19 protein-coding genes and 4 tRNA genes are annotated in these 22,428 nt (G+C 62.9%); 2 read left to right on the forward strand and 21 right to left on the reverse strand.

Features of this window, described 5'->3' with window-relative positions; translation table 11 throughout:
- Positions 1 to 2: 2 nt before the first annotated feature.
- Entirely contained in the window at positions 3 to 1,043 is a 1,041-nt protein-coding gene (locus H620_RS0114020) for an AraC family transcriptional regulator (RefSeq protein ID WP_023379470.1), read from the forward strand.
- Between the two features lie 200 nt (positions 1,044 to 1,243).
- On the opposite strand, the gene H620_RS0114030 is transcribed toward H620_RS0114020, so the two are convergent.
- The 21 genes from H620_RS0114030 to leuC all read right to left on the reverse strand — a co-directional run bounded on the left by H620_RS0114030 (position 1,244) and on the right by leuC (position 21,374).
- Positions 1,244 to 2,128, reverse strand: a complete 885-nt coding sequence (locus tag H620_RS0114030) for a DUF2242 domain-containing protein (protein ID WP_023379469.1) — start codon at positions 2,126 to 2,128, stop codon at positions 1,244 to 1,246.
- A gap of 205 nt (positions 2,129 to 2,333) precedes the next feature.
- A tRNA-Asp gene (locus tag H620_RS0114035) sits at positions 2,334 to 2,410 on the reverse strand.
- A 136-nt stretch (positions 2,411 to 2,546) separates the two neighbouring features.
- Positions 2,547 to 2,623, reverse strand: a tRNA-Asp gene (locus H620_RS0114040).
- 99 nt (positions 2,624 to 2,722) lie between these two features.
- Positions 2,723 to 2,799 (reverse strand) — tRNA-Asp (locus H620_RS0114045).
- Positions 2,800 to 2,879: 80 nt separating this feature from the next.
- Positions 2,880 to 2,955: transfer RNA gene (locus tag H620_RS0114050), tRNA-Val, on the reverse strand.
- Positions 2,956 to 3,190: 235 nt separating this feature from the next.
- Entirely contained in the window at positions 3,191 to 3,964 is a 774-nt protein-coding gene (locus H620_RS0114055) for an SDR family oxidoreductase (RefSeq protein ID WP_023379457.1), read from the reverse strand.
- Complete coding sequence (locus tag H620_RS0114060; RefSeq protein ID WP_027907528.1) at positions 3,961 to 5,172, reverse strand: O-succinylhomoserine sulfhydrylase; 1,212 nt, start codon at positions 5,170 to 5,172, stop codon at positions 3,961 to 3,963. The genes H620_RS0114055 and H620_RS0114060 overlap by 4 nt, the downstream gene beginning before the upstream one ends.
- A 15-nt stretch (positions 5,173 to 5,187) precedes the next feature.
- Positions 5,188 to 6,693, reverse strand: coding sequence for an amidophosphoribosyltransferase (gene purF, locus H620_RS0114065; RefSeq protein ID WP_023379454.1), 1,506 nt, complete (start codon positions 6,691 to 6,693; stop codon positions 5,188 to 5,190).
- Between the two features lie 42 nt (positions 6,694 to 6,735).
- On the reverse strand, positions 6,736 to 7,293 hold the full coding sequence (locus tag H620_RS0114070) for a CvpA family protein (protein WP_023379452.1): 558 nt from the start codon (positions 7,291 to 7,293) through the stop codon (positions 6,736 to 6,738).
- Between the two features lie 127 nt (positions 7,294 to 7,420).
- Positions 7,421 to 8,092, reverse strand: coding sequence for an SPOR domain-containing protein (locus H620_RS0114075; RefSeq protein ID WP_023379450.1), 672 nt, complete (start codon positions 8,090 to 8,092; stop codon positions 7,421 to 7,423).
- A 4-nt stretch (positions 8,093 to 8,096) separates the two neighbouring features.
- Complete coding sequence (gene folC, locus H620_RS0114080; RefSeq protein WP_027907529.1) at positions 8,097 to 9,383, reverse strand: bifunctional tetrahydrofolate synthase/dihydrofolate synthase; 1,287 nt, start codon at positions 9,381 to 9,383, stop codon at positions 8,097 to 8,099.
- Positions 9,383 to 10,276, reverse strand: coding sequence for an acetyl-CoA carboxylase, carboxyltransferase subunit beta (gene accD, locus H620_RS0114085; protein ID WP_023379447.1), 894 nt, complete (start codon positions 10,274 to 10,276; stop codon positions 9,383 to 9,385). Before accD ends, folC begins: the two co-directional genes overlap by 1 nt.
- Before the next feature lie 220 nt (positions 10,277 to 10,496).
- Positions 10,497 to 11,117 (reverse strand): phosphoribosylanthranilate isomerase, encoded by a 621-nt coding sequence (locus tag H620_RS0114090; RefSeq protein ID WP_027907530.1) that lies wholly within the window; start codon positions 11,115 to 11,117, stop codon positions 10,497 to 10,499.
- 60 nt (positions 11,118 to 11,177) lie between these two features.
- Positions 11,178 to 12,032 carry a tRNA pseudouridine(38-40) synthase TruA gene (gene truA, locus H620_RS0114095; protein ID WP_023379444.1) on the reverse strand — a complete coding sequence of 285 codons (855 nt, stop codon included), beginning with the start codon at positions 12,030 to 12,032 and terminating at the stop codon, positions 11,178 to 11,180.
- A 151-nt stretch (positions 12,033 to 12,183) separates the two neighbouring features.
- Complete coding sequence (locus tag H620_RS0114100) at positions 12,184 to 14,895, reverse strand: FimV/HubP family polar landmark protein (RefSeq protein WP_027907531.1); 2,712 nt, start codon at positions 14,893 to 14,895, stop codon at positions 12,184 to 12,186.
- Positions 14,896 to 14,965: 70 nt separating this feature from the next.
- Positions 14,966 to 15,970, reverse strand: a complete 1,005-nt coding sequence (locus tag H620_RS0114105; protein WP_023379442.1) for an aspartate-semialdehyde dehydrogenase — start codon at positions 15,968 to 15,970, stop codon at positions 14,966 to 14,968.
- 164 nt (positions 15,971 to 16,134) lie between these two features.
- Positions 16,135 to 17,247 (reverse strand): aspartate-semialdehyde dehydrogenase, encoded by a 1,113-nt coding sequence (asd, locus tag H620_RS0114110; RefSeq protein WP_023379441.1) that lies wholly within the window; start codon positions 17,245 to 17,247, stop codon positions 16,135 to 16,137.
- A gap of 63 nt (positions 17,248 to 17,310) precedes the next feature.
- Complete coding sequence (gene leuB, locus H620_RS0114115; protein ID WP_023379440.1) at positions 17,311 to 18,393, reverse strand: 3-isopropylmalate dehydrogenase; 1,083 nt, start codon at positions 18,391 to 18,393, stop codon at positions 17,311 to 17,313.
- Between the two features lie 54 nt (positions 18,394 to 18,447).
- Positions 18,448 to 19,212 (reverse strand): class I SAM-dependent methyltransferase, encoded by a 765-nt coding sequence (locus H620_RS0114120; RefSeq protein ID WP_027907532.1) that lies wholly within the window; start codon positions 19,210 to 19,212, stop codon positions 18,448 to 18,450.
- Positions 19,213 to 19,299: 87 nt separating this feature from the next.
- A complete protein-coding gene (leuD, locus tag H620_RS0114125) occupies positions 19,300 to 19,944 on the reverse strand; it encodes a 3-isopropylmalate dehydratase small subunit (protein ID WP_023379438.1) in 645 nt (214 codons plus the stop codon).
- A complete protein-coding gene (gene leuC, locus H620_RS0114130; protein WP_023379437.1) occupies positions 19,941 to 21,374 on the reverse strand; it encodes a 3-isopropylmalate dehydratase large subunit in 1,434 nt (477 codons plus the stop codon). The genes leuD and leuC overlap by 4 nt, the downstream gene beginning before the upstream one ends.
- 127 nt (positions 21,375 to 21,501) lie before the next feature.
- On the opposite strand from leuC, the gene H620_RS0114135 reads away from it, so the two are divergent.
- Positions 21,502 to 22,380: a LysR family transcriptional regulator gene (locus H620_RS0114135; RefSeq protein WP_023379436.1), complete on the forward strand. Its 879-nt coding sequence runs from the start codon at positions 21,502 to 21,504 to the stop codon at positions 22,378 to 22,380.
- Positions 22,381 to 22,428: the final 48 nt, after the last annotated feature.

The following is a 22,428-nucleotide window of genomic DNA, read 5'->3' on the forward strand; positions in this document are numbered from 1 at the left end:
CCATGCCACGCCCCCGTGTGCGCCTGGGAGACCTGTCGGTAGGCTTCGTCCAACCATTGGCGCAGGCACTGCGCGAATTGGGCCATGATCCCGCGCCCTTGCTGCTGCGCTACGGACTGGACACCACGCGCCTGGGCGAAGCCAATGCGCGATTGTCGATCCCGCGTTACATGCATCTGGGCCATGCGGCCATCGAGCTGACCGGCGAGCCGGCACTAGGCCTGCACATGGGCCGTCTGAGCCACCTCTCGCACGCCGGGCTCGCGGGTGTCACGGCCGCGCAGGCACCCACCCTGGGTGAAGCTGCGCGCACCTTGCTGCGTTTCGAACCGCTGTATGCTGCCAATTACCGGGGCCATTCCCGTTTCCTGGAGGACCCGTACGGCGCCTGGCTGCGCTTCTATTCCATCAGCCCTTACAACGGTTACAACCGTTTCGTGGTCGATTCACTGCTGGCCGGCTGGCTGGCTCAACTTGCGGGGCTGGCTGGCGTCCCGCTGCAGGCCGAACGCCTGGAGATCGAGTTCGAGGCGCCTGACTACGCAGACCATTACCAGCCACTGTGCAGCACTGCCGTGCAGTTTGGCGCCAGCAGCAATCAACTGCGCCTGAACAAGGCCACGCTGGACCTTGTCAACCCGCACCATTGCCCGAGCACCTGGCACCACCTGCTGCAACTGTGCGAAGCGCAGATGCAGCAGCGCACGCGAGTGCGCAGCCTGGGCGAACGCATCACTCACTTGCTGGGGCCCTTGCTCAACGGTGGCCGTGAACCCGACCTGGAAGAAGTAGCACTGCACCTACAACTGCCCTGCTGGACCTTGCGCCGCAAGCTGGCGGAGGAAGGCACAGGGTTTCGCAGCCTGCTCAACGATACGAGGCGCGACCTGGCCGAGACCTATATCCGCGACACGGAACTGGCCTTCGGCGAGATTGCCTATTTGTTGGGATTTGCGTCAGCCGAAGCCTTCCAACGCGCGTTCAAGCGATGGACCGGCATGACGCCGGGAACGTTCCGGCGTAGCCAACGTCACGCGGGTTAAAGCTCGGTGGCGTCGTCCGCCGGCTCTGGGGTGTCCAGTTCGTAAGCCTGGTACTCGAGTAGCTCTTCCTGATAATCATCCATTGCCCTGCGTCCTCTTCATGCTTTCATTTTCGTTGGTCATGCCTTCAACCTAAGCAGGAAAGGTGAAGGAATGATGACAACTCCCATGAAGGGTAAACGTAGCAGGTGTTCAGGAAGTTAGCGCTGCTCTTCTGTAACAGTGGGTGTGGCCGCAGACGTGGCTGTTTCGGTGGCGCTGGCAGCGTCCTGAGTCTGCGCCTGGATCGGCGCAGGTTCCGCGGGCGGCGCGACCGGCTGCGAGCCCTGACTGTCATCGACTACCGGGGTCGCCTGGACTTCACTGGCAGGTGCAACGTTGGCAGAGGCTGGCGCCTGTGCAGCCAACGGCGCCGCAGCGGGAGCCTGAAGGGCGGCGGCGGGCGGCGGGGCAACCACTGGGGCGGCGGACGCCTGCTCCGGCAAGCCAAGGTCAGCTGCGGGCTTTTCTTCCTTGGGCGCCTCGACCTTCGCCTTCTGGGCTTTTTGGACCTTCTTCGGCTTTGGCAGGTAGCTCTCGACCAAGGCGAAGTAGCGATCATAGAACTGCGCTGCAGTCACCGTCTCACTGGCGACCTTGACCATCGAGTCGTCGCTCGAACCGATCGGCATGGAAACCGAGCCCAGCACACCGACACCCAAGCTGGCGGAGGTATTGGACTTCTTCAGGCTGTAGCGGTCCTGCAGGGCGTTGGCGAACATGGTCGAACGCTGATCGTCACTCACATCGGGCGCACAGGTGATGTTGAAGCTGATCTGCAGGTGGTTTTCGCTGTTCTGCTGAAAACTCTTGTTGCCCGTGACCTGATTGGCGCCACTGCTGGTGATAATGTAGCCCTGGCTGAGCAAGGCACGCCGTGCAGCCTCGCAGGAGCCGGCATCGCTCACCGGGAAACTGCGCGAGAAGGTTCCCGAGTCGTCGAAGTTCTCGTGTTCGTAGATAGCAGCTTTTTTCGAAGAGCAACCGGACACGCCCGCCAGCACTAGGGCCAGCCCGAGCGCACCAAAGACGGATGATCTGGTCATTGCGAATTCCGGGTAAGTCGAGAAGGTGTCTATTGTGCAACACACTGGGCAGTGACTGAAACCGTTCATCGGTGAAGAGTGTGTCAGCTTCTTGTAAATTCGGCCGCAGGTGCAACGGAGCACTGCCAAAGCCAAAAACAAAAAAAGCGACCCTGAGGTCGCTTTTCTTGTTGCTTCGAGGCGTTCAAGGACCTCGAGGCGAAGATGGCGCAGCGGACGGGACTCGAACCCGCGACCCCCGGCGTGACAGGCCGGTATTCTAACCGACTGAACTACCGCTGCGTATCGCTTGGGCTTGCGCCCGGTAAAACCTGATCTACTCTGCTTGGTGCTTGGCACCCAGCGGTAGACACAAAAAAGCGACACGATGATCGCTTCCCTTGTTGCTTCGAGGCGTTCAAGGACCTCGAAACGAAGATGGCGCAGCGGACGGGACTCGAACCCGCGACCCCCGGCGTGACAGGCCGGTATTCTAACCGACTGAACTACCGCTGCGTATCGTTCAGGCTTTCGCCTGATTGAAACTGGGATCAGCCTCAGGCATTTTCGCCTTTTGGCTTCAGACCGGTGCAAGGCACCCATCTGTTGAAAAAGTGGCGCAGCGGACGGGACTCGAACCCGCGACCCCCGGCGTGACAGGCCGGTATTCTAACCGACTGAACTACCGCTGCGCATAGTGGACTTGCGTCCTGTTCCTCTCTGGCGTTTCGCTTCTTTCAAAGCGGCCTGCACCAGGAACGATCTCAGGAAGTGGTGGGTGATGACGGGATCGAACCGCCGACCCTCTGCTTGTAAGGCAGATGCTCTCCCGGCTGAGCTAATCACCCCCGCGATGTTGCTTGTTGCGTTTGCTTCGCTGAGGCCGCGAAATTTACGCAGGTGCCGAAGCTAAGTCAATACCCCCATTGAATTTTTTTTCAAAAAGGGCAAAAAACAGTTTGCCGGTCCCTGGGGTTTTGCCTGCCTGTTGCGAGCCCATCTTCGGCAAGCCGGCTCCTGCAGTGATCCGCTAGAGAAACAAAAAAGGGGACCTTTCGGTCCCCTTCCCTGTCGCAGTGCGGTTCAGGTGTAGATCATCTTGCGCGTCATGCCACCATCGACCACGAACTCCTGGCCGGTGACGAAACCCGCCTGGCGCGACAGCAGCCAGGCCACCATCGCCGCGACATCTTCCACGGTCCCTACCCTGCCCGCCGGATGCTGGGCATGGTCAGCCTCGGTCAACGGCTCGGCACGGCGCTGCGAAGGGTCTCGCGCATCGATCCAGCCAGGGCTTACCGCGTTGACACGAATCTCCGGTCCCAGGCTCATGGCCAAAGCATGGGTCAAGGCCAGCAAACCGCCTTTACTGGCGGCATAGGCTTCGGTGTCTGGCTCCGATTGCCGCGCACGGGTCGAGGTCAGGTTGACGATGGCCCCTGCGTGCGCACGCAAATAGGGTGCGCAGTGCTTGGCCAGCAGCATCGGGCCATTGAGGTTGACCGCCAGTACCCGGTTCCACTGGGCCAGGCTCAGGCTTTCCAGCGTCTGATTGTGCGGATTGGCAATCGCCGCATTGCACACCAGGGCGTCCAAGCGGCCAAACTGACCCAGCACTTCGGACACCCCGGCACTCACCTGGGCCTCGTCGGCGACATCCATGGTGATGAACCAGGCGTTTTCCCCAAGTGCCTTGGCCACCTTGGCCCCTCGCTTGCGGTCAAGGTCGGTCAGCACAACCTGCCAGCCTTCGCAAATCAACCAGGCGGCAATGCCCAGGCCGATACCGCGAGCGGCCCCGGTCACCAGGGCTACCCGGCCGTTATGGCCCGGCCCACCGCCTTTCCAGTCGATCACAGCGCCGCCAGACCACGCGCCAGATCGGCTTGCAGATCAGCCACGTCTTCAAGGCCAACGGCAACCCGGATCAGGCTGTCGCGGATGCCCGCCGCTTCACGCTCCTGCGGCGTCAGACGACCGTGGGAGGTGGTGGCTGGGTGGGCGATGGTGGTTTTGCTGTCGCCCAGGTTGGTGGTGATCGAAATCATCCGGGTAGCGTCGATGACGCGCCAAGCGCCCTCTTTGCCGCCTTTGACCTCGAAACTGACCACTGCACCGAAGCCACTCATCTGGCGCTTGGCCAGCGCGTGCTGCGGGTGGCTCGGCAGCCCGGCGTAATGCACCTTTTCCACGCCATCCTGTTGCTCCAGCCATTCGGCCAGCTTCTGGGCACTCTCGCAGTGGGCGCGCATGCGCAACTTGAGCGTTTCCAGGCCTTTGGTGAATATCCAGGCGTTGAACGGGCTGAGCGTCGGCCCGGCGGTGCGCAGGAAGCCCACCACCTCCTTCATCTGCTCGGCACGGCCAGCAACCACGCCGCCCATGCAACGGCCCTGGCCGTCGATGAACTTGGTGGCGGAGTGGAAGACGATGTCGGCACCCAGTTTCAGTGGCTGCTGCAACGCCGGCGTACTGAAGCAGTTGTCCACCACCAGCAAGGCACCGTGGGCATGGGCAATTTCGGCCAGGGCGCTGATGTCCACCAACTCGGCGAGAGGGTTGGACGGCGACTCGACGACCAGCAGCTTGGTGTTGGCCTTGAGGGCCTTCTCCCAACCGCCTAGGTCCGCCAGCGGCACGTAGTCCACCTGTACGCCAAATCGCTTGAGGTACTTTTCGAACAGGCTGATGGTCGAGCCGAATACGCTCTGCGAGACCAGCACGTGGTCGCCTGCACTGCACAGCGACATGACCACCGCCAGCAGCGCCGACATGCCCGTTGAAGTCGCCACGGCCTGCTCAGCGCCTTCCATGGCCGCCAGGCGCTCTTCGAACGCCCGCACCGTGGGGTTGGTATAGCGGGAATAGACGTTGCCCGGGGTTTCACCGGCAAAGCGCGCGGCTGCATCGGCAGCCGTGCGGAAGACATAGCTGGAGGTCAGGAACAGCGCTTCGCTGTGCTCGGCCTCCGGTGTACGACTCTGACCGGCGCGCACCGCCAGGGTGTCGAAACCGACACCCTCGAGGTCACTGTCCAGTCGTCCGGCATCCCATTGATCCGTCATGCCGTCGCTCCCAAATCAGTTGTTGTAGAGGTCGATGATCGCGCTGACTGCCTGATTCTTGACCTTGGCCGCATCGTTGCGGGCCTGTTCGATACGGTCCAGATAGGCTTCGTCGATGTCGCCGGTGACGTATTCACCGTCGAACACCGCGCAATCGAAGTGCTCGATCTTGATCTTGCCGCCACCGACCGATTCGATCAGGTCTGGCAGGTCCTGGTAGACCAGCCAGTCGGCGCCGATCAACTCGGCCACCTGCTCGGTGGTACGGTTGTGGGCGATCAGCTCGTGAGCGCTCGGCATGTCGATGCCGTAGACGTTGGGGTAACGCACCGCAGGGGCTGCGGAGCAGAAGTAGACGTTCTTGGCGCCAGCTTCGCGCGCCATCTGGATGATCTGTTTGCAGGTGGTGCCACGCACGATCGAATCGTCGACCAGCATGACGTTCTTGCCACGGAACTCCAGCTCGATGGCATTGAGCTTCTGACGGACCGATTTCTTGCGCGCAGCCTGGCCAGGCATGATGAAGGTACGGCCAATGTAACGGTTCTTGACGAAACCTTCGCGGAACTTGACGCCCAGGTGGTTGGCCAGCTCCAACGCCGCGGTGCGGCTGGTGTCCGGAATCGGGATGACCACGTCGATGTCATGATCCGGGCGCTCGCGCTGGATCTTCTCGGCAAGTTTCTCGCCCATGCGCAGGCGCGCCTTGTACACCGAGACACCGTCCATGATCGAGTCGGGGCGGGCCAGGTAAACGTGCTCGAAGATGCACGGCTTGAGTTGCGGATTGGTGGCGCACTGCTTGGTGTACAGCTGGCCTTCCTCGGTGATGTACACCGCCTCACCCGGCGCCAGGTCGCGGATCAGGGTGAAACCGAGCACGTCGAGGGCAACGCTTTCCGAAGCGATCATGTATTCCACGCCCTCGTCGGTATGACGCTGGCCAAAGACCACCGGGCGAATACCGTTCGGGTCACGGAAGCCGACGATACCGTAACCGGTGATCATCGCCACCACCGCATAGCCACCCACGCAACGGCTGTGCACGTGGGAAACCGCAGCGAACACGTCCTCTTCGGTCGGCTGCAGCTTGCCGCGCACCGCCAGCTCATGGGCGAAGACGTTCAGCAGCACTTCCGAGTCGGAGTTGGTGTTGACGTGACGCAGGTCGGACTCGTAGATCTCCTTGGCCAACTGCTCGACGTTGGTCAGGTTGCCGTTGTGTGCCAGGGTGATGCCGTACGGCGAGTTGACGTAGAACGGCTGGGCCTCAGCCGAGGTCGAGCTGCCCGCGGTCGGGTAGCGCACGTGACCGATACCCATGTGGCCGATCAGGCGCTGCATGTGGCGCTGCTGGAAGACATCGCGCACCAGGCCATTATCCTTGCGCAGGAACAACCGGCCGTCATGGCTGGTCACGATACCGGCAGCGTCCTGGCCGCGGTGCTGGAGGACCGTTAGCGCGTCATACAGCGCCTGATTGACGTTCGACTTACCGACGATACCGACGATGCCACACATGCGACGCAACCCCTACTTTGATGAAACTTGAGTGAATAGCACTCAGGGCTTAGTGGGCCCGAGCAACTGTTCCTTGAACGGAAGATCAGCCGGTGCGCTGATCACACCACTGGACATCCACTGACCGGTGAAACCCATGATCAGGTTTTTCGACCAGTCAGCGACCAATAGAAACTGTGGTATCAGGCGTGATTCCTGCCACCAGCTATCTTGTTGAACCGGCCCCAGGCTGAGCAGCCCGATGGCCACCACCACCAGCAAGGCCCCGCGCGCGGCGCCGAACGCCATGCCGAGGAAACGATCGGTGCCGGACAACCCGGTCACGCGGATCAGCTCGCCAATGAGGAAGTTGATCATGGCCCCCACCAGCAAGGTGGCGACGAACAGAATGGCGCAGCCTGCAATCGTGCGCATCGAGGGGGTCTGGATATAACTCTCAAGATACACCGAGAGCGACCCACCGAACATCCAGGCGACCGCCCCGGCAATGATCCAGATGAGCAGGGACAAGGCTTCCTTGACGAAGCCGCGCTTGAGACTGATCAGTGAGGAAATGGCGATGATCGCAATGATCGCCCAATCAACCCAGGTAAATGCCACGGTGCTGCCTGCAGACGTTTGAGGCGGCGCATTTTACCAGAGCGGCGGGCTTGGGGTAAGCGGAATGTCAGGGTGATTCGCGATGCACTCATTGCCGGCGATGGGCTGCAAGGCAGCCCCGGCAAAATCAGCTGCGCTCCGGCTGGAAGCGCACCACAAAGCCTTTGAGGTTCTGCTGCCGATTGATCGTGTCACGCAGGCGCTCGGCCTCCGCACGCTCGATCATTGGCCCGACATACACCCGGTTCATGCCACCGGCCGAACGTATGTAGGCGTTGTAGCCCTGACTGCGCAGGGTTTTCTGCAAACTCTCGGCACCGGCGCGGTTGGACAGGCTGGCCAATTGGATCGACCAGCTCACCGGCAGGCCATTAACGTCGATCTTCGAGGGTGCCGAAGCGGCTGGTGCCGGGGCGGGAGAAGCCGCCGGTCGGGTTTCAGCCTTGGCAACCGGTGCAGCCGCAGGCGCCGGCACTGGCGTCTGTGCCTTGGTCTGGGCCTGGGTCTGCGGCGAAGGCGTGATCGGCTGGCTTGGGGTGGTGACCGGCGCAGTGGACTCATTGACCACCACCGGCGCTGGCTGAGGCTCTTCCGGCACAGGTTGCGGCTCCGGCACGGCAACCGGCTCGACCTGCACTTGCGGCAAGGTCGGCATGGCCGGCGCCTGCGGAGCCTCAACCTGGACCTGGCGCATTTCATCCTCGCGGGTGAACAGCATCGGCAGGAAGATCACTGCCAATGCCACCAACACCAGCGCACCGACCATACGCTGTTTCATCCCTTTATCCAGCACAGCCATCTAATCAAGCCTCCGGGGCCTGCCGCTCCAGCCATTCCAGGGCCTCGGCGACACAGAAAAACGAACCGAACAGCAGAATCTGGTCATTCGACGTCACGTGCGCGCACTGCCCTTCCAGGGCATCGGCAACACTGGCGTAAGACTTCACCGTCGCGCCGAGGTTCGTCAAGGCTGCGAGCAACTCGGCGGCCGGACGACTGCGCGGGGTCGCCAGCGGCGTCACCGCCCAGTCATCGACCAAGCCCTGCAACGGCGCGACAACACCCGGCAGGTCCTTGTCGGCAAGCAGGCCAAACACCGCCAGACGACGTCCTTGCGGCGGGCGAGCCGCCAGACGTTGCGCCAGGTACTCGGCAGCGTGAGGGTTGTGCCCGACGTCCAGCAGCAACTCGACGCGCTTACCCTTCCAGATCAGCGAACGACGATCGAGACGCCCGGTGATGCGGGTGTCGAGCAACGCCTGGCGAAGCTGCCCGGCATCCCATGGCAACCCCATCAGCAGGTAAGCCTGCAAGGCCAAGGCGGCGTTTTCCATCGGCAAATCGAGCAATGGCAGATTGCGCAGCTCTACCTGTGCCCCATCGGCGGTGGTACCCCGCCAATGCCAGGCGTCATCGGCGCTGGCCAGGTCGAAGTCGCGGCCACGCAGGAACATCGGCGCCGCCAGCTCGACGGCCTTGTCCAACAGCGGTTGCGGCGGGTCCAGATCACCACACAGCGCCGGTTTGCCAGCGCGGAAGATACCGGCCTTCTCAAACGCCACCTTTTCGCGGGTATCGCCCAGGTAGTCGACATGATCCACGCCGATGCTGGTCACCAACGCCAGATCGGCATCGACCACGTTCACGGTGTCCAGACGGCCACCGAGCCCCACTTCAAGCACGACGGCATCCAGTGCCGAGCGCTGGAACAACCAGAACGCGGCCAGGGTACCCATCTCGAAATAGGTCAGGGAAATCTCGCCCCGCGCCGCCTCGACAGCGGCGAAGGCGTCGCACAGCTGCTCATCGCTGGCCTCATGGCCGTCGATCAGCACCCGTTCGTTGTAGCGCAGTAGGTGTGGCGAACTGTACACGCCCACCTTCAGCCCCTGGGCACGCAGCATCGACGCCACGAAGGCGCAGGTCGAGCCCTTGCCATTGGTGCCAGTCACGGTCACCACGCGTGGCGCCAGCTTGCCCAGCGCCAGCCGGGCAAGCACCTTCTGCGAACGCTCCAGCCCCATGTCGATGGCCGTAGGGTGCAACTGTTCGAGGTAGGCGAGCCACTCGCCCAGGTTGCGCTCTGTCATCACGCGACCGCAGCCGCCTCACGCGCCTGTGCTGGCGTTTCCTGGCCGGTCATCTGCGCCAGCAGACGAGCCAGGCGCGGACGCAGCTCGCCACGAGGGATGATCAGGTCGATAGCGCCGTGCTCCAGGAGGAACTCGCTGCGCTGGAAGCCTTCCGGCAGTTTTTCGCGCACGGTCTGCTCGATGACGCGCGGACCGGCGAAGCCGATCAGTGCCTTCGGCTCACCAACGATGACATCGCCGAGCATTGCCAGGCTGGCGGAAACACCCCCGTAGACCGGGTCGGTCAACACGGAAATGAACGGAATGCCTTCTTCACGCAAGCGCGCCAGCACAGCCGAGGTCTTGGCCATCTGCATCAGCGAGATCAGTGCCTCTTGCATGCGTGCACCGCCGGAGGCCGAGAAGCAGACCATCGGGCAACGGTTTTCCAGGGCGTAGTTGGCCGCACGGACGAAACGCTCGCCGACGATGGCGCCCATCGAGCCACCCATGAAGGAGAATTCGAAGGCGCTGACCACGATCGGCATGCCCATCAGGGTGCCGCTCATGGAAATCAGCGCATCCTTCTCGCCAGTCTGCTTCTGCGCGCCCGCCAGGCGGTCCTTGTACTTCTTGCCATCACGGAACTTCAGGCGGTCGACCGGCTCCAGCTCGGCACCCAGTTCTGCGCGACCTTCCGGATCGAGGAAGATGTCGATGCGGGCGCGAGCGCCGATGCGCATGTGGTGGTTGCACTTGGGGCAGACATCCAAGGTCTTTTCCAGCTCCGGACGATACAGCACGGCCTCGCAAGCCGGGCACTTGTGCCACAGGCCTTCAGGCACCGAGCTCTTCTTCACCTCGGAACGCATGATCGAAGGGATCAGTTTGTCGACTAACCAGTTGCTCATGCTTTCTTTCTCCAGTATCGGCGGGCAATGACCGGCCAAGCCGGCCTTGCCTTGCCCTTGAGCTCACATTCTTCTATGAAACGATGACGGACCGGTCGCAGGCCTGGCTGCGCACCGCTCCACCTTCAATTTGTCATTCGACCGCGGATGTTCCGGCGGTCGCCCCGCAGGGCTGCGATAGCTATGGACGATGGCGCTCGGCCTGCCGTCACATCCACCTTCATGCCTGCTTGACCGCGCGCATGAAGGCTTCGATTTTCGCGGCATCCTTGATGCCTTTGGCCTGCTCTACCCCACCGCTGACATCCACCCCATAAGGCCGTACCTGGGCGATGGCCTGGCCGACGTTTTCCGCCGACAGACCGCCTGCCAGGATGATCGGTTTGCTGAGCCGGGCCGGCACCAGCGACCAGTCGAAGGCCTCGCCGGTACCACCAGGGACGCCGGCCACGTAGGTGTCCAGCAAGATGCCGCGCGCCCCTGCGTAAAGCTGGCAGGCCGCCTCGAGATCATCCCCCGGGCGCACGCGCAGGGCCTTGATCCAGGGGCGATGGTAACCCTCGCAGTCGGCAGGTGTTTCATCGCCGTGGAACTGTAGCAGGTCCAGCGGCACCACCTCGAGAATCTCGTTCAGCTCGCAGCGCGAAACATTGACGAACAACCCGACCGTGGTCACGAAGGGTGGCAGTTCGGCAATGATGGCGCGCGCCTGGCGCACATCCACGGCACGCGGGCTCTTGGCATAGAAGACGAAGCCAATGGCATCGGCGCCAGCCTCGGCGGCCGCGAGTGCGTCTTCAATGCGGGTAATGCCGCATATCTTGCTGCGAACGTTGCTCATGGACTGCGAACCCTGAGTGATCGGTTAAAGGCCAGATGGTAGCAAATGACTTTTCACCCGTCAGTCTGCCAAGGCCTCGTAGCCGGTCAAAAAGTGTGGACCGATGTAACGTTGCGGCAACGGGAACGCCTCCGGGTACTCGACCTGTACCAGATACAGCCCATAAGGGTGCGCCGTGACACCACCTTCGCGTCGATTGCGCCCCTCCAGCACCTCCCGCGCCCAGCTCACTGGCCGCTCGCCAGCGCCGATGGTCATCAGCACGCCAGCGATGTTACGCACCATGTGATGCAGGAATGCCGTGGCGCGCACATCCAGCACGATCATCTGCCCATGGCGGGTCACCCGCAGATGATGGATGTGCTTGATGGGCGACTTGGCCTGGCACTGGCTGGCACGGAAGGCGCTGAAGTCGTGGGTGCCCAGCAGGCACTGGGCGGCCTCGGCCATGCGCTGCACATCCAGCGGGCGGTGGTTCCAGGTCACTTCCTCCGCCAGGTGCGCGGGGCGAATCGGGTCGTTGTAGATGACGTAGCGATAACGCCGGGCAGTGGCCTTGAAACGGGCATGGAAGTCCGCCGGCATTGGCCGTGCCCAGACCACGCTGATGTCATGGGGCAGGTTGAAGTTGGTGCCCAAGGTCCAGGCCCGCTCATCGCGCACGGCGCGGGTGTCGAAGTGAACGACCTGGCCGCAACCATGAACACCGGCGTCGGTACGCCCGGCGCAGACCACTGTGATCGGCTCGTCGGCGACCTTCGACAGTGCCTGTTCCAGCGCCTGCTGAACACTGGGCACGCCGCTGGCCTGACGCTGCCAGCCACGGTAACGCGAGCCCTTGTATTCCACCCCCAGGGCAATGCGGGTGAAGCCTTCGGCGGCCGATTCGGAGGCGGCGGTATCGATGATGTCCAAGAACCTGAAACCTGTGGGTAGTACGATTGGCGGGGATTATAACGACAACGGCAGCCGTGTTGGGCTGCCGTTGTGGGTTCACAGGAAGATGTTGCCTGGACCGTCCCTATCGCCTGCGAGCCGGGGCCTGAAGGAGCCTGCGCATGCGGAGTCACACCAGCCGGGACAGCATCTCCTCGGCTTCCTGACGCTGGGTATCGTCGCCATCCTTGACCACTTCGTCGAGGATGTCGCGGGCTCCCTGGTGATCACCCATGTCGATGTAAGCGCGCGCCAGGTCGAGCTTGGTGGCCACCTCATCGGCGCCTGAGAAGAAATCGAAGTCCAGGTCATCCAGTGGCGCAGGCTCCGCCGCTGCATCTTCGGCCGTGAAGTGCGGCTCGAGCGAGGGCGACTCCAGGTTCTGCGACAACTTGTCCAACTCTGCGTTGACGTCATCGAGCTCCGAGGCAAAGCGCTTTGCCGCCGGCGAGTCGTCGTTCAGCGACAGCGACAGGTCGAAGTCTTCAGGCAGCTCCAGCTCGGAGATCGGGTCGAACTCCGGCATGGCGTCGAACGCGGCGAGTTCTGCCGCGACATCCACGGGCGTTTCCTCGGCAGCCGGGACAGCCGGCTCGCCGACATCCAGGTCGAAATCGGCCAGATCGTCGACACTTTGCGGCTCGGCCGATGCCTGGGCCTGGGCCAGCAGCGCTTCGAAATCATCATCGGCATCGGTCTCGGCAGGCTGCGAAGCCACTTCCTGGACAACGTCGGCAGTGATCTCAGGCTCAGCTTCGACCACCGGATCGAGCAAGGAGGCTTCGTCGAGCATGGGTGGCTCGAGCGGATCCTCCAGCGGCAGGTCATCGCTCAGACTCAAATCGAAGTCACCGTCCGGATCCGGGATAGCCTGGGCCGGCTCTTGCGCGACGACTTCGACTTCAGGCTCTACCTGCGCTTGAGGCTCAGGTTCAGGCTCGACTGGAGACGCTTCGGCATCGGCAACAGGCTGCGACGCTTCTTCGACGACGCTGGAGGTCTCTGGCGAGTCTTGCAGCAGGTCCTGCACGTACTGCTCGTCAAGTTCGGCGGCCAGGGCGGCGGCCCCCAGCCCGGCAGCCATGCCCAGCATCGCCGGGTAGCGCTCCTTGAGAGCACCGACCTGAGCGGTGTTGGCCTCGTTAGCCTGCAGCTTGTGCTCCTGCTCGACGAATGCGCTGTGGTCGCCCTGACGTGCGTACACTTCCATCAGCTTCAGACGCAGATCGTCGTGTGCAGGCTCGGCAGCGATCGCGGCTTCCAGCAGGTCGGCGGCGCGGTTCAAGCGCCCCAGGCCAATGCACTGCTCGACTTCTGCCAGCAGGCTGGCATGCGGGTTCTGCTGGGCCTCGACTACGACGGCAGCGGCTGGTTTTTCCGCAGCGGCGGCGGCAGCGGCGGATGCGGCCACCACGGCAGGCGCCAGCGTCACGCTGGGCGCCGAGACTTCCAGCTCATCGAAACTACTCGAAGGCAGGTCGAAGTCCTTGCCGCGCTCGCCCTCTTCGGCTAGCGCACGCGCCATGCGCAGGTGTTTCTCAGCTTCCTGCTGCGCCTTGCGCTTGCGCGCCAGAAGCAGCAGGAGCAGGAGCACTACCAGGAATGCCGAGCCTGCGATCAACCCCAGCAGCAGTGGGTTACCCATCACATCATCCAGCACGCCCCGCTGAGCCCCCTGCGTGAGCGCCACTTCAGGCGCTGGCTCAGGCGCGGTGTCGACCGCCGCAGGCGCTGGCGCCACCACGGGCTGGCCCGGAGTCGCTTGCGGCGTTGCCGCAGGCTGTGCCGGCGCAGGCTCGCCCGGCAGAGACGCAGCAGGGGCCGCAGCATCGGCGGCATTCTGCGCTTCGAGGCGGGCCAACTGGTCATTCTTCAGCTGAATCAGTCGCTCAAGCTTGCCCAACTGACTCTGCAGGTCAGCCATGCGGCTCTTGAGCTCTTCGTTGTCCCGACGGCTGGTGTCCAGGCTCTCCTGGGCCACGGCCAACTTGTCGCTGATGGCCTTGGCACTGCCAGCACCGGCCTGGCTACCCGGGCTGACCAGACGCAGGTTGTCACCCTGGGCGATACGCGCCGGAGTGGCTTCGGCAGCACCGCGCCGCGTGGCATCCAACTGCCGGGCACGTGGCCCCAGGCGCCGGCCCTCACGCCAGGCCGCATACTGCTCGGCCACGTCGCGAATTGCCTCTCCCTGGGGAATGCTTTGGATCTGCTGCTGGTCGGGCAGGCGCAGGACCTGGCCGACCTTCAACTGGTTGATGTTGTTGCCAATGAACGCGTCCGGGTTCAGCGCCTGGATCGCCAGCATGGTTTGCTGCACCGAACCGCCCTGGGTGTGCCGCGCGGCGATTTGCCACAAGGTGTCACGACGCTTGGTGGTATAGCGGCTGGCGCTGCTGACCGCCGGAGCGACATTGGCCGCTGCCGGTTGTTCGCCCTGGGCCTTGGCCTGGTCGAGCAGAACGCTGTAATCGCGCAGCAGACGGCCTTGCGGCCACATCACCTGCACCAGGAACTTCACCACCGAGCCTGGCAACGGTTGGCTGGAGGTTACCCGCAGCACACTCTTGCCATTGGGGTTGATCACCGGGGTGAAAGTCAGGTCCTCCAGGTAGCCTGGGTATTCGACCCCGGCCTTGCTGAACTCTTCTGGCGGCGCCAGGCTCGGCGCCACTTCGGCAGCGGTGAGGTCGCGCACATCGAGCAGCTCGATCTCGGCGTCCAACGGCTGGTTCTGGGCCGACTTGAGGGTCAGCTCTCCCAAACCCAACGCGTTCGCCATGCCAGACGACAGCGCCGACGCTGCCGCCATGGCCAGAACCAGTTTGCGAATTCGAAGCATGACCTCTTCCCTTGTATGAATCGTCCCAAAACCTGCGCAGGTTTAGGACAAAAGTGCTCGCCAGTATCTTTTACGCCATGTGTTTTATCAACAATTGCGCCACCTGCACGGCGTTGAGTGCAGCGCCCTTGCGCAGGTTGTCGGTGGTCAGCCACAGGTTGAGCTGCTCTGGCTCGTCAATACCATGGCGTACACGACCAACATAGACCACGTCTTGACCCACTGCGTCACCCACCGGGGTGGGATAATCGTCATCCTCGACCAGTTCGATACTGCCAGCGGCCTCGAGCGCCTGCTTGACTGCCTCCAGATCGACCGGACGACGGCTCTGCACGGCCACACTGAAGCTATCGCCAAAAAATACCGGGACTTGAACACAGCTCACGGAAATCTTCAGCTGGGGCTGCCCCAGCAGCACCCGCAACTCGCTGACCAGGCGACGCTCCACGGCCGTGTGACCCTGCTCATCGGCCGCGCCGACCTGCGCCAGCAGGTTGAAGGCTACCTGACGGTCGAAGAAGTGCGGCTCCAATGGCCGGGCATTGAGCAGCTCGGCGGTTTGCCGGGCCAGCTCGTTGACCGCCTCACGCCCCTGGGCAGACACCGCCAACGACGCCATGACCTGCACCCGCTCGATATCCACCAAGCCCTTCAGGGGCGCCAATGCCACCGCCAGCGCGACAGCCGATGTGCTGGGGCTGCAAATGCGAGCCGGCAGCTTCAGTTTGGCGATTTGCTCGGCATTGGCTTCGGGCACCAGCGCCAGCGCATCATCCAGCCCACCGGACAGGTCGATGACAGTACAGCCCGCGTGCTGCGCCTTGTCGGCGAAACTGCGGCTAACGGCGGGGCTGGCAGCGAAGAAGGCCAGCTTGACCTGGGCAAAATCGAAACTGTCGACTTCACGGACTTTGATTTTCTTGCCGGCGAACATGACGCTACTGCCCGCCGATTCCATGCTGGCCAGCAGATGCAGGGTCGCTACCGGAAAACTCAGCTCTTCGAGGATCTGTACGAGGGTTTCACCGACGCTACCGGTGGCGCCGACCACGGCGATATCCAAGGGGTGGGTCATGAAGAGAATCCTTTTGCTGAAACGGCGGGGGCGGCACTTTACTTGGATTGCAGGCGTTTGTCTGTGCTGGCCTTTGCGTGGGGCCCGTGCCACGAAGCTGCCTGCCCGCCCATAAAAAAACCCGCACTGGCTCCAGTACGGGTTTTTCGGTCGAGCCAGCGCGATCAACGTTCCAGCAGGATCCGCAGCATGCGACGCAGCGGCTCGGCGGCGCCCCACAGCAATTGGTCGCCCACGGTGAACGCGCCCAGGTACTGCGAGCCCATGTTCAGCTTGCGCAGACGGCCTACAGGAATGTTCAGGGTGCCGGTCACCTTGGTCGGGCTCAGCTCCTGCATGCTGATTTCACGCTGGTTGGGCACCAGTTTCACCCAAGGGTTGTGCTGGCTGATCAGGCCTTCGATGTCGGCCAGCGGCACGTCCTTGTTCAGCTTGATGGTCAGCGCCTGGCTGTGGCAGCGCATGGCTCCGATGCGCACGCAGATGCCATCGACCGGGATCGGGCTCTTGAAGCGACCGAGGATCTTGTTGGTCTCGGCCTGGGCCTTCCATTCTTCACGGCTCTGTCCGTTCGGCAGTTCCTTGTCGATCCACGGGATCAGGCTGCCAGCCAGCGGCACGCCGAAGTTCTCGGTCGGGAAAGCTTCGCCACGCATGGTTTCGGCAACCTTGCGGTCGATGTCGAGAATGGCGCTGGCCGGATTGGCCAGGTCATCGGCAACGGCTGCGTGAATACCGCCCATCTGCTTGATCAGCTCGCGCATGTTCTGCGCACCGGCACCCGAGGCCGCCTGATAGGTCATGGCACTCATCCACTCGACCAGACCGGCTTCGAACAGGCCACCCAGGCCCATCAGCATCAGGCTGACGGTGCAGTTGCCACCGATGTAGTTCTTGGTACCGGCATCGAGCTGCTGGTCGATGACCTTGCGGTTGACCGGGTCGAGGATGATCACCGCGTCATCCTGCATACGCAGGGACGAAGCGGCGTCGATCCAGTAGCCCTGCCAGCCGGCCTCACGCAGCTTGGGGAAGACCTCATTGGTGTAGTCGCCGCCCTGGCAGGTCAGGATGACGTCGAGGGTCTTGAGTTCTTCAATCGAATAAGCGTCCTTGAGCGGAGCAGTTTCCTTGCCCACGTTCGGACCTTGGCCACCGACATTGGAGGTGGTGAAGAACACCGGCTCAATCAGGTCGAAATCCTGCTCCTCCAGCATCCGCTGCATGAGCACGGAACCGACCATACCGCGCCAACCGATCAGACCTACACGTTTCATCGCAACTACACCTTTGCTAAAAGTGGGCCGCCACCGACCAAAAACGGTGGCGGGCCAGAGAGATTACAGATTCCGCAGCGCTGCGACTACTGCGTCGCCCATTTCCTGCGTACCGACTTTGCTGCAACCGGCCGACCAGATGTCGCCAGTACGCAGCCCCTGGTCCAGCACCAGGCTCACCGCCTTCTCGATCGCGTCGGCGGCTGCCTGCTCGTTGAAGCTGTAACGCAGCATCATCGACACCGACAGGATGGTCGCCAGTGGGTTGGCGATACCCTGCCCAGCGATGTCCGGAGCCGAACCGTGGCACGGCTCGTACATGCCTTTGTTGTTGGCATCCAGCGACGCCGAAGGCAGCATGCCGATGGAACCGGTCAGCATGGAAGCTTCATCCGACAGGATGTCGCCGAACATGTTGTCGGTGACCATCACGTCGAACTGCTTGGGCGCACGCACCAGTTGCATGGCGGCGTTGTCGACGTACATGTGGCTCAGTTCGACGTCCGGGTAGTCCTTGGCCACGTCCTCGACCACTTCCCGCCACAGCTGGCTGGACGCCAGCACGTTGGCCTTGTCCACCGAGCACAGCTTCTTGCCGCGCACGCGGGCCATGTCGAAGCCGACACGGGCGATGCGGCGCACTTCGCTTTCGCTGTACGGCAGGGTGTCGTAGGCCTGGCGCTCACCACCTTCCAGCTCGCGCTGACCGCGCGGGGCACCGAAGTAGATACCGCCGGTCAACTCACGCACGATGAGGATATCCAGGCCGGCGACGATTTCGGGCTTGAGCGAAGAGGCATCGGCCAGTTGCGGATAGAGGATGGCCGGACGCAGGTTGGCGAACAGGCCCAGTTGCGAACGGATCTTCAGCAGACCGCGCTCAGGGCGGATGTCACGCTCGATCTTGTCCCATTTCGGGCCACCAACGGCACCCAGCAGCACGGCATCGGCACTGCGCGCACGCTCCAGGGTCTCGTCGGCCAGCGGCACGCCGTGCTTGTCGATGGCCGCGCCACCGATCACATCGTGTTGCAGGCTCATGCCCAGCTGGAACTTGTCGTTGGCCAGCTCCAGCACCTTGACCGCTTCGGCCATGATTTCCGGGCCGATACCATCACCTGGGAGAATCAGAATCTGCTTGCTCATGCTTTCCTCTATCCATTCAAGCGGCGCGGCCCGATCAGCCTCGCCGTAAAAAACTCAGCGCTCGGCCCACATCACCAGGACATCGGTGCTGAACGAGCCGTCTGCTTCGATCTGGTAATACTGCCGTACTTCCTCGCCCATGGCCTGCTGCAATTGGCGGATGGCCACACGCAGCGGCTCAGGGGTGCGCATGCGCTCGACCCACGAGCCGAACTCAAGGCGCAGGCGCTGGCGGGTGTGGCTGCGCACGTGCAGGCCAGCCTCGCTGACCTGCTGCTGCCATTCGGCGGCCGAATAGTCTCGCACATGACTGGTATCACGCAGCACCTCGACGCTTTGCAGGTAGGTGTCGAGCAATGGACTGCCCGGCGACATGACATCGATGAAGGCCGCCACGCCGCCTGGCTTGAGCACCCGGCGCACTTCGCGCAAGGCCAGCCCCAGGTCGCTCCAGTGGTGCGCCGAGTACCGGCTGAAGACGAAGTCGAACGATGCATCGGCGAACGGCAAGTGTTCGGCGGCGCCGCGCTCGGTGGTGATATTGCCCAGGCCGCGCTCGGCGGCGGCACTGGCCACAACATCAAGCATCGACTGCGACAGGTCGTAGGCGACTACCTCGGCTACCTGCGGGGCGACCTGGAAACTGACATGGCCGGCACCGCAACCCAGGTCCAGCACTCGGGCAGCGCCCCGCCCCGCCAGCTCCGCCTGCAGCAGGGCGAATTCGCTGCCCTGCGCGTGCACGGCGCTGCTGAGATAGGCACTGGCCTGTTCGCCGAACTGGCGTTGGACCACATCGGTATGCTGGGTGCGGGTCATGTCTCAATCCTTTTGGTCTTTTATTGCCTGTCCCGACCTCTTCGCGGGGTGTCTCCGCGAAAGGGCCGGCACGGTCACCAGCAAACTTCAGGCATCACGGAACAACCAGGGCTGTTGCGCACGATGCTTGCTCTCGAAGGCCTTGATCGCATCGCTGTCCTGCAGGGTCAGGCCGATATCGTCCAAGCCGTTGAGCAGGCAGTGCTTGCGGAACGCATCGATCTCGAAGTGCAGCACCTTGCCATCCGGGCGGGTAACGGCCTGGGCCTGCAAGTCGATGGTCAACTGATAGCCTGGGTTGGCCTCGACCTGCTTGAACAGCTCGTCGACTTCTTCGTCGCTGAGGATGATCGGCAACAGGCCATTCTTGAAGCTGTTGTTGAAGAAGATGTCGGCGAAGCTCGGCGCGATGATGCTGCGGAAGCCGTACTCATCGAGTGCCCAAGGGGCATGCTCGCGGCTCGAACCGCAACCGAAGTTCTCGCGCGCCAGCAAGACGCTGGCGCCCTGGTAACGGGCATGGTTGAGCACGAACTCTTCGTTCAGCGGACGTTTGCTGTTGTCCTGATAAGGCTGCCCTACATCCAGGTAGCGCCACTCGTCGAACAGGTTAGGGCCAAAGCCGGTACGCTTGATCGACTTCAGGAACTGCTTGGGGATGATCTGGTCGGTGTCGACGTTGGCGCGATCCAACGGCGCAACAAGACCGGTGTGCTGGGTAAAGGCTTTCATGCTGCGCTCCCTTGGATCAACTCGCGGACATCGATGAAGTGGCCGGTGACCGCAGCGGCGGCAGCCATGGCCGGGCTTACCAGGTGGGTGCGACCACCGGCACCCTGGCGCCCTTCGAAGTTGCGGTTGGACGTGGACGCGCAGTGCTCGCCGCTTTCCAGGCGGTCCGGGTTCATCGCCAGGCACATCGAGCAACCAGGCTCACGCCACTCGAAGCCAGCTTCGATGAAAATCTTGTCCAGGCCCTCACGCTCGGCCTGGGCCTTGACCAGGCCAGAGCCCGGTACGACCAGCGCCTGCTTGACGTTGGCAGCGACCTTGCGCCCCTTGGCGATTTCGGCGGCGGCGCGCAGATCTTCGATGCGCGAGTTGGTGCAGGAGCCGATGAATACGCGGTCCAACTTGATGTCGGTGATCGCCTGGTTGGCGGCAAGGCCCATGTACTTGAGGGCACGCTCGATGGAACCACGCTTGATCAGGTCCGGCTCTGCGGCCGGATCAGGCACGCGCTGGTCAACAGCAAGCACCATCTCGGGCGAAGTGCCCCAGCTGACTTGCGGCTTGATCTGGGTGGCGTCGAGCTCGACCACGGTATCGAACACGGCATCGGCATCCGACACCAGGCCTTTCCAAGCCTGGACGGCCTGCTTCCATTGCTCGCCCTTGGGCGCGTACGGACGGCCTTCGACATAGGCGACCGTCGTCTCGTCGACCGCCACCAGACCGACACGGGCACCGGCTTCGATGGACATGTTGCAGATGGTCATGCGGCCTTCCATGGACAGGTCGCGGATGGCGCTACCAGCGAACTCCATGGCATGGCCGTTACCGCCAGCGGTGCCGATCTTGCCGATGACCGCGAGCACGATGTCCTTGGCGGTGACACCGGCGGGCAATTGGCCCTCGACGCGCACCAGCATGTTCTTCATCTTCTTGGCGACCAGGCACTGGGTGGCGAGCACGTGCTCGACCTCGGAAGTACCGATGCCATGGGCCAGGGCGCCGAACGCGCCGTGGGTCGAGGTGTGCGAGTCGCCGCAGACCACGGTCATGCCTGGCAAGGTAGCGCCCTGCTCTGGGCTGATGACATGGACGATGCCTTGGCGCTCGTCGTTCATCTTGAATTCCACGATGCCGTATTCGTCACAGTTCTCGTCGAGGGTCTGCACCTGAAGGCGCGAAACCTGGTCGACGATGGCCTCGATGCCGCCCTTGCGCTCTGGCGTGGTCGGCACGTTGTGGTCCGGCGTGGCGATGTTGGCGTCGATCCGCCACGGCTTGCGGTTCGCCAGGCGCAGGCCTTCGAAGGCCTGGGGCGAAGTCACTTCGTGAATGATGTGGCGGTCGATGTAGATCAAGGACGAGCCGTCATCACGGCGCTTGACCTCATGGGCTTCCCAGAGTTTGTCGTAGAGCGTTTTGCCAGCCATCAGACTGTTCCTCATCAGCGTCTTTCTATGCCAAAGACCCCTTGGCTTGTACGGACGATGCTATGGCGATAGATTGAATAACTCAAATTCATAATTTTCATGCTTCGCATAACCATCAGGAATTCGAATGGACCTGGCCAACCTCAGCGCTTTCATCGCCATCGCCGAGACCGGCAGCTTTTCGGGGGCTGGCGAACGCCTGCACCTGACTCAACCGGCCGTCAGCAAACGCATCGCCGGACTCGAGCAGCAACTGGACGTGCGCCTGTTCGACCGCCTGGGCCGAGAAGTGACCCTGACCGAGGCCGGGCGGGCCCTGCTGCCACGCGCCTACCAGATCCTCAACGTACTGGATGATACCCGACGTGCGCTGACCAATTTGACCGGCGAGGTGAGCGGTCGCCTGACCCTTGCCACCAGTCACCACATAGGCCTGCATCGTCTGCCTCCGCTTTTACGGGTGTTTACCCGCCAGTACCCGGCGGTGGCGTTGGATATTCAGTTCCTGGATTCGGAAGCGGCCTACGATGAAATCCTCCATGGGCGCGCTGAGATTGCCGTGATCACCCTGGCACCCGAGCCGCATCACCTGATCAAGGCGGTACCGGTCTGGGACGATGCCCTGGACTTCGTGGCGGCGCCGGAGCATCCCCTGGCCCGCGACACGGCGGTCAGCCTGGCCGACGTCGCCCGCCACCCGGCGGTTTTCCCCGGCGGCAACACCTTCACCCACCACATCGTCCAGCGGCTGTTCGAAAGCCAGGGCCTGACCCCGAACATCGCCATGAGCACCAACTACCTGGAGACCATCAAGATGATGGTTTCGATTGGTCTGGCGTGGAGCGTGCTGCCCCGTACTATGCTGGATGAACAGGTCGCACCCATCGCCTTGCCCGGCATACAGCTGTCGCGCCAGCTAGGCTACATTTTGCACACGGAGCGAACGCTATCGAACGCGGCCAGGGCCTTCATGGCTCTTCTCGACAGCCACGCAGGGTCCGCCTGACCGGTCGTCAGCCCGGCACTTCCAACTTCAAGGACGCGTCACACGCCA

The organism is Pseudomonas taiwanensis DSM 21245 (assembly GCF_000425785.1).
In the GTDB taxonomy this organism is placed as follows: Bacteria; Pseudomonadota; Gammaproteobacteria; order Pseudomonadales; family Pseudomonadaceae; genus Aquipseudomonas; species Aquipseudomonas taiwanensis.